The following is a 12,192-nucleotide window of genomic DNA, read 5'->3' as shown; positions in this document are numbered from 1 at the left end:
TTGAATGCGAACACTACCCATCCAATCAGGACCACAAAATATATGGGAAGCAAGAGCACTACTGCTGCTTTGCCTTCCGCAATTATTGTTATTCCGACAAATGAGAAGACGGTGACAAATGCAGCGCCCACCACTCCGAACAGCGCAACGCCGATTCTTGGGTATCGCTTAGATATTGCGCCACAAAGAAGGCAGTATAGAAAGATTAGCGTTAGGGAACCGCTGGTGATGAGTAAATACCTGCCGGTTCCAATAATCCAATCTGGCAATGCGCTTTTCTCCTCGCCGATATTAGCGTTTGTGAATTTCGATTGTCATTTGCTGCCTGTGGTTAGGTCGCCTCATTCTCGGATGGCACACCGTGCTCTATCCATTCATTTCTCCCGCTACCTTTTTTGTAGATGTAGCGGAAGCGTGTTTCCCTCGGTTCTCCAAATACATCCATATATGTTAGCTTTCCACCAAGCTGCAAATATTTTGTTCCTCCGACAAGGGCACCCAATTCGTAGAGAGTATTCGCGAGTGTTGGCTTGAGAATCGGATATACGTCTTTCCCGTCGGCCTTCATCGTATTCGAGATGGACAACGCTGTGGCTTCTGGAAGCACTTCAGGGTCTTCGGACTCGGTGAGCAGGTAGGAGACGAAGAGTTGAACATTAAAAGCATGCGTCGGCCCGACATTCGTAGCTCGAAATTGAACGGCAGGAGCCTTGAGCAGTTCCATAATCACATCTGGATTGTTGAACCATAAGCTTCGCCACACTTTTATCGCCAATCGCGCCCTTTCTTTGGAGAGAACGAGCGCGATGCTGTCCTTGCTTGCTTGTGCGGCTTTTCTGGTTTCCCACGACTGCCAGCAAATCACACCTGCTGTCACGGCTGCCATAACAACGAGCCACCATTCGGATGATGCATACCATTTGGATGAAATGGCATCTGGTTGAGCTTGGATCGGCGCGGCGGCTACTTGAGGATTGTTGTCTGGATGAGAAGTCGCTTTCTGACCGAAGACTGGCGAAATTGAGCAGAGTAGAGCAAGGAACAACGCTAGGCCCTTTGGCATGATGGCGAAACTCTATCACAAAGGTCGGAATTGGCTCGTGTCGTTTTCCTAGCGATGCCGATATTGGTTCTGACTGGATTTCTCGATGAGAATAAATCCCGATCCTTCGCAATCAGACGGAGTCAGAACAGCGTGGGCTGCTCGATTGCGGCTCTGAAACGGAACTTACTGGCCTGCACGTATTCATCGAGCTGTTCCGACGCAATCCACCGCCTACCCAACTCTTCCGAGACAGCGCCAGCAGTATTTGATCCGGCGAAGGGGTCGAAGACGAGGTCGTTGGCATCGGTTAGGAGCCTAATGAAAAAAGAGGGAAGAGCCGCAGGAAATCTTGCCGGGTGGATATTCAAGCCGGCTTTCTTACACATCATCGTGTACTCGTCATTTGCAGAGTTGTTCCCAAACTTTAGCAGCGAGTCTGCCTCGTTCAGCTGTTCTTCTACGATGTTTGCCGGGATGGCTCCGCCCGCATGAACTTTGTCCCAACTTTGGCGAATGACGTGTCCAGACGGTCTGACAGTTTCGCGTACTCCATTGCGATTTAGGCGAAGCATGTCCTCGCTGTATTCTTTGAGAACCTTTAGATTTGAAGCTTTTGGCCAAGCGGTTTTTGACAACCACCAAACGTACTCGACGGAATCCTTAATTCGAATTCGTCTAACAGTCACCCACTCTGCAGGCACCGGCATCTTGGCAGGGTTGTACCAGAAGCATTCTTGTGAGAGATGGAATCCGACCTCTTCGACCAAAGCGATCAACAGCTTGTAGTGATATATGGATCGCGTTGGCGTTCCCTTGTTATAGCTCCCGCCGATGTTCAGGACAAAGCTACCATCTTCCGCCAAGACACGAAGAATCTCTCTTGCAAACGGCAGGAACCAATTGATGTAGCTGTCTTTCGCTACGTTGCCGTATGCTTTCTTAAAGTGCAGAGCATACGGCGGCGAAGTCACTACCAGGTTCACGCTTCCAGTGGGTAGACCTCGAAGTACATCGAGGGAGTCTGCTGCGTAAGCTGCGCCCAGCGGCGTAACGTATGCTGGTTCACGAACGAGAAGGTGCCGTGGGTGGTCCTCGCGGACGACAAGCGGTGGTTCTTCGTCTGCGATTTTATTGGGAACAGCAAGGGGAGTATCTTGCATCGTGTTCGGGTAGTTCGGCAGCTTTCGAGGCATGGATATATTTCAGTATGACTGAAGAAGACGATAGCCGAAATGGGTTGTCATTGTCAACCTATTCTCCAGCCGAACTAAAAGGTTCTGAATGGATCACACAGGCTGAGGCTGCGCGGATCAGGGGCGTTTCTCGCCAAGCAATCGCGCGGCTGGTGAAGAAGGGACGTTTTCAGGTCCTGAATGTTGGTGGTCGCGTTTTTCTGCGGCTCATCGAAGTGCGCAAATTCAAGTCGGAATCACCGGGCAGACCGGGGAAGCATGACTCAAAAAGTTGATGAAGTTCTGCGCGTCCTAGAAACTCTCTCGGACAGCGAGGCTCAGGAAGTTGCTCGCTATCTCCGTAAGAGGCTTCTAGCTCACCCATTGGAATCGAAATGGAATACTCAGTGGGAACTCATTCTCGACGCGATCGCGAGGTCAGAAGATATTTCACAGCGAGGACTTCGCGGTTTGATAGCGGAAGCTGCGTTTGAGTCCAGAGTGGTGGCTTCGCTTGTCGGATGGAAGCAAGTTCCTGTTGTTGGTGAACGCCCCTACGATTTCAAACTCGAATCCACCACAGTGGCGAATCTCGCCGTCACAATTCAGGTGAAGTTACAGAGGATGGAGAAGGGCATTCCATTATTAGCATCGAATTCCCTACGGTGCTATCCCGATGACTTCTTCATCGTGGAAGTGCAGAAGACCCGGAACGGAGAAGATGGTGAGGGAAAAACTCGTCCATACCGATTCGGAGAATTTGACATCTTGGCGGTGAGCATGCACCCCTCAACAGCGGACTGGTCGAAGTTCATGTACACAGTGGGCAACTGGCTCCTCCCGAGGGCGAAGGCTGGTGAAGAAAAGCAGATCAAGGTACTTCAACCAGTCAGCGGCGTTCCTGACGATGTCTGGACCGATAACCTCTCCGTGTGCATAGGTTGGTTTCTCGGAAAAGAGAAGAGGACCGTGTTCGATGTAGCGTCGGCGCAGACTAAATACCGAGATTTGATGAAGGAATTGCGAGATAAGCGAGAGGCCGAAAAGAAAATCTTAAGAGATCGAGAACGGGCAGAAAAGGCAGAAAAGAAAGCACAAGCCAAGAAGGAGGGATTGTCGAAGTCGCTCTCCCCTACATTGTTCGACGGATTGAAGGAATGACCAATATAGAAGTCCTCTGACTTGCTTCTGCGAACATGGAGCCTTAGTTCACCGACAAATCTGTTTCCTGCGCTATTCGGACCGGGTCGCTTTGCTTTTGCTCGACCCGCGCGATTGCAACAGCCGGTTCCACCTGCCCCATCATCACTTCCACAAGTGCCGGTGCATAACCTTCTGTGACGTTCCAAACGGAGTAAATTATGGAGACTAGTTGACGTTCGGATGGCACCGCGTCATGGATGGGCATATCGGCCCGGCATCTAAGTTCCCCGTCTTCTGGGTCCATTTCAAACCGGGCGAATCGAAGTTGCCAGTTTGCACGACCTAAGCATTCAAACATCGTCTGGCGGCGATGTGCAGGCACAACCAGTGGAATGTAGGCCCGAACGATCAGTGCCGATTTGGTTGCAGAGACAACGATTCGAGCAATGACGGGGGCACACATTGCAATAAATATCAGGTCGCCATCCTTATCAATCTCGGAAGTGACGTCCTTCGTTAACAGTAGCTCCTGAATTCGTTTCAAAAGTTCCACGGCAAATTCCTCCGACGCATTGGTGCGTTCCAAGCCGTTTTGTCTCTCACGAGGAAGGATTCGGCAAATGACGCACTCGTTGACAAGGAGAAATTCATGCCAAAAATTGTTTGGGATAGCTTTGGACGACCACTCGGTTCCGTGCAAACCCTGCCTGATGGAAAGAGGCACGTTTACGACAAGAGCGGTCAGCCTCTAGGCAATGTCAGCAACATTGGGACGGTTGACGCTCGTGGAAAGCTTTTAAGTCGAACACCAATGCCGGGATTGCTTTTGAATCTTGGAAAGCAAAAGAAGTAGGGATTGGGAGTAGGCAGTGGCATATCGCTGCTGCCTACTCTTTCTTGAAATAGGGACTATACTGGCTCGCAGCCCAAAGACAAGGTGCGACGTGGACAAACTCAGTATCAAAGAATTCCACCAATTCATGCGGGGACCGTTTGTTGTCTCCATCGCACGAGCGTTTAGGATGCACCAAATCTTCTGCGAGGCAGACCTCCAGTCATTCGCATGGCGCAAAATCAAGACATATCTAGAAGGGCATGAGGAATCCGCAGGTAAATTCCGTGTGTTGAATAAGCCTTTTCTTCGAGATTGTCGCACTTACCCAGATTTAGTTGTGTTTAGGCGTCGAGTTCCATGGGTTGTGATTGAACTTAAGGAAAGCAGAATCATGAGGGTGCAAGCTGCTGAGAAGGAACGTAATAAGCTGCTCCACGCGAAGAGTGTGCTCCATGCCAAGCGGGGGTATCTAATATATGTCGCCAGATATGGCCGAGAGCGCGTCATCAGGGGTCCGAAGGGCGAGGCCGGACGCTATTTTTTCGAGGTCCCAATTGTTCTTGAACAGCGCATGCCAAAGGCGAAGGTAAAGGAGTGGTCGGCAGAATTTAAGCTTTGGGCCAAGTACGTCTTCGAAAAGGTATAGTTCCGACATACCAATGCGCCATTTCCTTCAGTGATGGGAAACTGCATCCCTCATTGCCAGACCACTCCCAATGCTTTTAACGTCTTGAAGAGGTAACGCATTGACGGATATGGCTATATCACCTATTCCCTATCTCTCGGAGAGTAATTTATATCCGCCTATCCCGGAACCTTTCGCAGGATGCGGTCTATGCGCTCGGAATCGATGGATTCTTGCCACGCAGCCACTCAAATACTGCCCATGTCGCCTCTAGGTCTTCGTCGTTGTATTTCAGAATCTGATCCATGATTTGTGCCCGTAACTGTTCGTCTCTTGTCTCCGTGGCAAGGATGAACTGGGCAATTGACCACGTCCCACCGTATTCTTCTTGGGTTCTCTGGTAACCGATGTGCTTCTCAATCACTTTCAGGCTGAAACTCGGTAAGGGAAGCACTATAGACTTGTGGGCGATTGTCAGCAGGTCGAGAAGATTGGCTTTCACGTGCGCGGCAACGCCATTAGGGTCGCCGTATCTATCGCTGTATTGGCTGATGTGGGTTTTCTCGTATGATGCCCAGTGAACAAATGGAATGTCGTCACCACAGGCTTGGAAGATGCTATCGGCATTTCGCAGGAACTCAAGCCAGCCATCTCTATCACCGTCTGGTCCGAAACCGGCAACCGCTGGCATGAATTCTCCTCCTGTCGACCCAAACACCCTCATTCCCCACAGATAAATTTTGTCGGTTTCATCTAGGTATGGCGGCATTCCTTCCAAGTCGAACATCACATAATTTGGGAAAGATGGTATCGCGGGTATTGCCAGCACCAGTTCTTGCTTTGTTTTCATCGATTCAGCGAACAGGAGAATTCTCTCGGCTTTCTTTCCGACCTTTTGTATCCGCTTGCCGACCGGACGCTTGAATTCACTCAATGAAGTGATATCGAAAGATTGCAAGAGCTGGCTAATCGAAGTTACGCCGATTCCATGGAGGGCAATTGCGAGACTCTGGTCTACGTCGGGCAGTATGGCTACGTCATCGATTTGTTTGGCGGTTTCCCAACACTTCTCCTTGAAGCCACAGGCACTGCACTTGCTCCAGCCAACAGGTTCATAGAACTCGCCCTCGGTTGCTCTCAACGCGATTATTCGCCGCAACTCCGCCATTGCGTTTACCCCACCGTCATATGGAACGTCGACAATGGCGTTCGTCCCACTATGCACCTGAATTGCTTTCGGTATTCTGCCGCAGGCTTGTTCGAATAGATATCCATACAGACCAACTTGAAGAACGATTTCAGGGTGATGCTCATCATCGATACGACGAGCCATCTTGGAATCTCGAATGATGTATTCGTCGTCGTTCAGAATCAGGAAGTCAGGGTAACCAACTAGCTCACATTCGATGCCGTCGATGGATGTCATCAGGCGAAAGGCAGGTTGGTAGATAACAGCGACTCGTGCGGCAATTGCCTCTAGCGTTTTGCCGAATCGTTCTTCTTTGGGCACTCGGCTCAGGTCCACAACGGCACCGAGGCTCTGCAAATGCTCCTGCTCGTGACGGCGACCGAGTTCTCGTAGCACCCTATCAAATTCAGTTGGTTCTGCTTCTTCCTCGCCTCGAAACCTATGAATCACGCGACCTGAACATGGGCTTGGCAGATACAACGACATCAAATCTGACGCGACTATTCGCATTGAACCCTCCCGAGTGCCAGCACGGTTGTCGCAGGCATTGTCTACCAATGCGTTTGGCGCTGTATGTGATCTCGAAAACAGGGGGTCAAAGTTTCAAAAATTGGCGAGATTTTGAGACCCCATGGTCAAGGGTGGGTCAAAAGGCTCTCTGTGAGCGGAAGGGTCGCTGAGCTTTTGTCAAAATGGAGTTGTCTTTCTGCCGAGGCATATATTGAGCAACACGCCATTGAGGAGCCAAATGCCCATCAGCGCAACTGCCATGGGAAGGGCAGTTGGTAGGAGGCTTCAAACATGTTCATTAATCCCCATACGCTTTCGCGTGCACAAGCCTGTTTACTCGGTCAGCTTGCTGGAGATTCCCTCGGGAGCCTCGTGGAGTTTCAATCGCCGGAAGAAATTGCACGGAAATACCCAGACGGAGTTCGGGAGTTGGCAGATGGAGGAACGTGGGAGACGGTTGCGGGACAGCCGACCGATGATTCTGAGATGGCTTTAGCTTTGGCCAGAATGCTGGTGAAGTTCAGACGCTACGACGTGGACGAGGCTCGAAGGGCATACCTGCTGTGGCTGAATTCAGCCCCGTTTGATTGCGGTAGCACTGTGGCAGCTGGATTACGAGGCCATCCGAATCACGACAGTCAAGCGAATGGTGCCTTGATGCGCATTAGCCCTTTAGGCGTCTTCTGTTGCAACTTGGATCAGGAGAAAACTTCTGAGTTCGCGCGGCAAGATGCTGCGTTGACTCATCCACATCCAATCTGTCTTCAAACGAATTCGCTATTCGCTATGGCTATTGCGGAGGCGGTCGGCCAATGGACGAGTGAACAGCAGATATATGAAGACATCAAGGAGTGGGCAGTAACCATGAAGGTCGAGAAGCCATTGATGAGGGCAATACTCGATGCGGAGGACCATAGACCTGCCGATTACGTTCATCAACAGGGATGGGTTCTCATCGCTTTCCAGAATGCCTTGTACCAACTACTTCACGCCAAATCATTGGAGGAAGGTGTCGTGGATACGGTGATGTGCGGCGGTGATACGGATACGAACGCAGCGATTGCTGGAGCGCTGCTCGGGGCTGTCCACGGTATGCATTCTGTCCCTGCCCAGTGGGTTGAGAAGGTTTTGAATTGTCGGCCAAAGTTCGGTCAGGCTAACGTCCGACACCCGCGCCCGGAATGTTTCTGGCCTGTGGATGTACTCAAAATCGCTCGGTGCTTGGTGGCTGGCGGGGACGCGGACGGTGTCGATTGATGAAGGTTTGGTTCAACATCGATTTGAGGTGTCATCTTACTGCGGCGTGTTCTCCATGCCTACTATTAGTGATGCCCATGCAATCGATACCCCGGCACTCGGTGACCTGCTAGCGCTTTCAACCGCTAAAATATACTGTCGGTTCAAGGGGCAGCGTCCATTGATGGCTGCAATCAGCACATTGCCATGTGGCGGTGGTGTCCATGACATCAGCGAGCGCTGTGTTGTTCTTCCCGCAAACTGGGCACGGGAATACAGATTCTTCGGGCTCGGCACCATCCTCTCTGGTTAGTTTGGGTGGCTCTACTCGCCTAAACCCGCTGGCCTCGAGGTCATTAATATATAGGCCGTTATAGATAAAAGGAAACACCAGCCAACAAAGCCCCGCGGTGAACAGAGCGGCGAAGAACTGAATCACCGCCCATTTCAAATCACCTCGGAATAAAGGAACGAAGAATCCGAAAAATAGGTTAGTAAAAGAGAATCCAACGGGAGCTTCTCTGCGTTGACCGGTTCGACGGTTTTCAAACAAGATAACCTGCTCAAGGCCGTCCGCGAAGGAATCAATACTCTTGCCATCGCTCTGAGGAGTGATAGGACTGGAACGGCGTATGGAGGCAGCGCTAAATCCACCAGAGTCGTCAAAAAACTCCCCGCAGTGTTTGCACTTTAGTGCAGCCTTCAATACGGTCTCAGCACAATACGGGCAGGTTTTGGTCGGCTTTCTTCTATGGTCCATTCGGCTGTTTCGCTCCTCGAAATGAATTTCGAACGAACAACACTGTCCGTTCTCTCACACAGGTGCGCTGCAGAGCATGTTGCATCTCTGTTTTTCGTGGAAAGGGCGATTCTGCTTCGCGGCAAGCACGTTTACGGTGACGACCATCACCGGAGCAATGGCTAATACCTTAATTGCCAACCAGCATTGCCATCGTGATGCATGAATCCGAGGCGTACATGAGACGTGAACCTCTCAAATGCAAGCATCGCTCGCACCTTTGTCAAAGTAGATTGTTCATCAGGGTGAACTTCGCTAGTTAGGTGTCCATTGAGGGCGGCATCCGATTGTCACGCACTCATTGCTAAGTTCGGCTGGGATACCAGCAAAAGGAGAGCAATGGGGAAGACAGCAACAAAGGAAAGTGTGAAGCGGGTGCCGTTCAACTGGACGAAATTGAAAACCATGTGGGACAGAGGTTGTTCGTACGAGGAAATCTCAAAATCGCTCGATGCTCATTACAACCCCGCCGGCGACGACCCCACGAAAAGTGTTCGTGCCAAGTGTTCGGTTGCAATGAACAAGGGCATCAAAATAGATGGCAAATTGGTTCGATTCAAACGGCGTTCTAAGCCCCATACGGAAAAGGAACTCAAGCCGAAGCCCACGGCAACCAAGCAGGCAAAGAAGCCGACGACCAAATCCAAGGTTCAGAAGCCAAAGGCATCGGTTAAGAAGGCAACCAAGGTGACCGTTGTCACGCCGGAGGCAGGCAAGCCCGTTCAACCAACCGAAGCCTGAAAATTGCAAATCTTAGTCGAAGCCCCGAGACGCAACCGTTCTCGGGGCTTTCTATTGTCCTGAGAGGTGAAGTTTGAGGGCGATTCGGGCATTTTATGCATAACTGACGCGAAAGCACATTCTGGAAAGCTATTTCTAAGGGGGATTCATGGCTACACCATTCTTAGTTCCCACCCATTCAGGGGCACCGGGGGCAGTGACACGGCCCCAACCGAATCCAGTTGAGGCTTACCTAGCCAGATTGGCTGAAGGTTCACGTCGGGGGCAACGGCAAGCCCTGAATGCCATTGCAGGGTTTCTATCAGAGGGTGTTTTCGATGCCGATGAAACCGACTGGGCTACTCTTCGATATCAAGACACATCTGCAGTCCGAAATTGGCTTGTGAAACGATATGCACCCAACACGGCCAAACGACTACTTGCTGCCCTACGTGGAGTATTGAAGGAATGCTGGCGAATGGGACTGATGCCATATGACGATTTGGCCAAAGCCACCGATTTAGCTTCTGTTCATGGCGAATCCGAACCATCCGGACGGGCGCTCGGCAATGAAGAATTGCAGAAGGTATTCGATGCATGCCATCGGGATACTTCACCCGCTGGGATTCGAGATGGCGCTATCGTCGGATTGCTTTACGGCTTGGGACTGAGGCGGGCGGAAGTCATATCTCTTGATACGAGTGATTACAACCCAGTGCAAGGAATTATCGCAGTGCATGGGAAGGGAAACAAACCTAGATTGGGCTATGCACTGGAACAGGTCCAAGTTTTACTCGATGCTTGGCTAAATGTTCGCGGGGAAGGGGATGGACCGATGTTTTCGCCTATCAATAAAGGTGGTGCATTGGCAACGGGCCGGTTCACGCCACAGGGACTAGCTCTAGTCGTGAAAAAACGTGCAGCAGAAGCCGAGATTGGAACATTTAGCTGCCACGACCTGAGGCGCACCTTCATCACAAATTTGCTCGATTCCGGCGTTGATTTATTTACGGTGCAGCGTTTGGCCGGACACAAGAATATATCAACCACAGGGATATACGACAGAAGAGGAGAACAGGCCAAGATTAAGGCGGTCCAACTAATTGCCATGCCAACCACGGACATGCGTTAACGGTGCGAATAACAACATCTCGCACCCCCCCGCCAAGCAAATCCACACTATTGAAGGCGATAGGGAAACATTAGTGGTTGCGATAGGGGATGCGACACTGCGAAGGGAGTTGCGAAGCGCAACCCGTCTTCGCAACTCCTAAGAATAAGGTAATTGATATATATATATGTACTTACTAGGTGGGGGTTGCGTTGAGCAGGTTGTTCGCACTCACCTTTCTATTCCTTCAACTTTCCCTTCCGTCCCAAGCAATGAGTTCAACTATCAGGACAGTCTCCACACCCATTCACCTTTCTTCTTGTCCACGCAGCTAACTCTGATACCAAGCTTACGTTTGGCAGATTGCAATGTGTTTTCACCAAGTCCGGCGTCTTTCGCTTGTTTCTTGATTTCCTTTGGTGCCAACGGTCCATCCTTCAACACCGTTTCAAGGAAATGAACGGCATCGTCGGCTTTAGTGGTTTCAGCTGGTTCAGCCAACAAATCATCTACCGTTAGCTCACTGTCCCCTGTGAATATCAGTTCAGGCTGGTTGAAGGAGTTGGTAATAATCTTGAATCCCTGAGCACACCCCTTCATGGCAAGCGAACACTTGGTTTGGATGAAGGCGCGTAATTCTGGATTGTTTGGGTCAGCACCTACGGCCAGCACGGAACGAGCGAGGGCAGTGAAATCAATGGAACCTTGACCACGATAGCTAGCCTTACCTGTTCCTTTGTTCAAATGCCGGATTACGATTACAGCAAGGTTATACTTTTCAGCCAACCTTCCCAAGCCAGCCATCACCGGGCGGACTTCATTAGCCCTATGCATATCGACCTTTGAACCTAAGAATGCGCTCAACGGGTCGATGACGATAAGCTTGGGCAGTTTTTCCCTAATCATGCTTTCCAACACGTCTGTATCAGACATTGACATCAGGGAGCCGTCAGGTAGTTCCGCACCACCGTAGAAGAACTTGGGATTACCACCCAAACCTACGAACCGAGGCTTAATGGTATCTGCCATTCCGTCTTCAGCCGTCAAGTACAGCACGTTTTCAGGTGGAACCGATTGCCCGTTCATCTTTTCACCATTAGTCACCTGCTTACAAAGTGCCAGCGACAAGAAGGTCTTTCCACAACTGGGGTCACCTTCCAACATTGTTATCTTCCCAAGTGGAATATATGGGTTCCATAACCATTCCACATGCTGTTCGACTACATCATCCAAGCAAGTGAGAACACCCTGTCTGGATACGGGAACCTTCATGTATTCAGCTAGATTTGATGGAATCTTAAGCAAGGCTGTTTCATCTTGGTTCTTGTATGCCTTTAAAAAATCATCAGCAATCTTGTTGTAAGCGTTCCTTGCACGCTGAAAGCTGATAAACCGCTTCAGGTTCGCAACCGAATAATTCAAATCGGTTATAGGAAGGTCATAAACCTTGTCGATGAGTAGGTCGACGGCTTCTTCTTGACCCTTCTTTACGAAATGGGTGACTTCCTTTTTGAGTGCAGCTTTTGTAGCTGGTTTCCCATACGATTTATAGAGGAACTGTGAGGCTTGAAAAATGGCTTCCTTGCCATGTTCAAGGCAGTTCTTCATGCCTTCTTCATAATTGTCGAAGGCGTCTGGCATGTGAATTGAAATCTGAAGAATTTCGTTAGCTGAAAGAGCTGCATTTTGTAGATGTTCTTTTGCAGCTTTAATATCTTGTTGTTCTTGAAGCGTTAATATGGCCATCGTGGCACTCCTGTCGAGCCGTAGCTCGCATTACTTCTTATTATTCGTTCTTTGATTTGTA

The 12,192-nt window shown here is 50.3% G+C and carries 12 protein-coding genes; 6 read left to right on the top strand and 6 right to left on the bottom strand.

Annotated features, from left to right (window positions below; all coding sequences use genetic code 11):
* Nucleotides 1–331 precede the first annotated feature (331 nt).
* Nucleotides 332–1,063, bottom strand: a complete 732-nt coding sequence (locus P8935_RS24100; protein ID WP_348262861.1) for a hypothetical protein — start codon at nt 1,061–1,063, stop codon at nt 332–334.
* A 122-nt stretch (nt 1,064–1,185) separates the two neighbouring features.
* On the bottom strand, nt 1,186–2,238 hold the full coding sequence (locus tag P8935_RS24095) for a site-specific DNA-methyltransferase (protein WP_348262860.1): 1,053 nt from the start codon (nt 2,236–2,238) through the stop codon (nt 1,186–1,188).
* A 258-nt stretch (nt 2,239–2,496) separates the two neighbouring features.
* On the opposite strand from P8935_RS24095, the gene P8935_RS24090 reads away from it, so the two are divergent.
* Complete coding sequence (locus tag P8935_RS24090; protein WP_348262859.1) at nt 2,497–3,378, top strand: hypothetical protein; 882 nt, start codon at nt 2,497–2,499, stop codon at nt 3,376–3,378.
* A 43-nt stretch (nt 3,379–3,421) separates the two neighbouring features.
* Here P8935_RS24090 and P8935_RS24085 read toward each other — a convergent pair whose 3' ends face one another.
* Nucleotides 3,422–3,946, bottom strand: a complete 525-nt coding sequence (locus tag P8935_RS24085; RefSeq protein WP_348262858.1) for a YbjN domain-containing protein — start codon at nt 3,944–3,946, stop codon at nt 3,422–3,424.
* A 63-nt stretch (nt 3,947–4,009) separates the two neighbouring features.
* Here P8935_RS24085 and P8935_RS24080 point away from each other — a divergent pair, with 63 nt between their 5' ends.
* Nucleotides 4,010–4,213 (top strand): hypothetical protein, encoded by a 204-nt coding sequence (locus P8935_RS24080; RefSeq protein ID WP_348262857.1) that lies wholly within the window; start codon nt 4,010–4,012, stop codon nt 4,211–4,213.
* Between the two features lie 346 nt (nt 4,214–4,559).
* On the top strand, nt 4,560–4,841 hold the full coding sequence (locus P8935_RS24075) for a hypothetical protein (RefSeq protein ID WP_348262856.1): 282 nt from the start codon (nt 4,560–4,562) through the stop codon (nt 4,839–4,841).
* Between the two features lie 187 nt (nt 4,842–5,028).
* Here the strand turns inward: P8935_RS24075 and P8935_RS24070 are convergent, their stop codons facing one another.
* Nucleotides 5,029–6,519, bottom strand: coding sequence for a TM0106 family RecB-like putative nuclease (locus tag P8935_RS24070; protein WP_348262855.1), 1,491 nt, complete (start codon nt 6,517–6,519; stop codon nt 5,029–5,031).
* Nucleotides 6,520–6,810: 291 nt separating this feature from the next.
* Between P8935_RS24070 and P8935_RS24065 the strand changes: the two genes are divergently transcribed.
* Entirely contained in the window at nt 6,811–7,776 is a 966-nt protein-coding gene (locus P8935_RS24065; RefSeq protein ID WP_348262854.1) for an ADP-ribosylglycohydrolase family protein, read from the top strand.
* 118 nt (nt 7,777–7,894) lie between these two features.
* On the opposite strand, the gene P8935_RS24060 is transcribed toward P8935_RS24065, so the two are convergent.
* Entirely contained in the window at nt 7,895–8,515 is a 621-nt protein-coding gene (locus tag P8935_RS24060) for a hypothetical protein (protein ID WP_348262853.1), read from the bottom strand.
* A 378-nt stretch (nt 8,516–8,893) separates the two neighbouring features.
* Between P8935_RS24060 and P8935_RS24055 the strand changes: the two genes are divergently transcribed.
* Nucleotides 8,894–9,295, top strand: coding sequence for a hypothetical protein (locus tag P8935_RS24055; RefSeq protein ID WP_348262852.1), 402 nt, complete (start codon nt 8,894–8,896; stop codon nt 9,293–9,295).
* Between the two features lie 241 nt (nt 9,296–9,536).
* On the top strand, nt 9,537–10,406 hold the full coding sequence (locus tag P8935_RS24050) for a tyrosine-type recombinase/integrase (protein WP_348262851.1): 870 nt from the start codon (nt 9,537–9,539) through the stop codon (nt 10,404–10,406).
* 264 nt (nt 10,407–10,670) lie between these two features.
* Here P8935_RS24050 and P8935_RS24045 read toward each other — a convergent pair whose 3' ends face one another.
* Nucleotides 10,671–12,131: an AAA family ATPase gene (locus P8935_RS24045; protein WP_348262850.1), complete on the bottom strand. Its 1,461-nt coding sequence runs from the start codon at nt 12,129–12,131 to the stop codon at nt 10,671–10,673.
* Between the last annotated feature and the right edge of the window lie 61 nt (nt 12,132–12,192).

Source organism: Telmatobacter sp. DSM 110680, assembly GCF_039994875.1.
Lineage (GTDB): Bacteria > Acidobacteriota > Terriglobia > Terriglobales > Acidobacteriaceae > Telmatobacter.
Note: the sequence above shows the minus strand (reverse complement) of the source record. Positions and strands in the feature narration are given on the sequence as shown.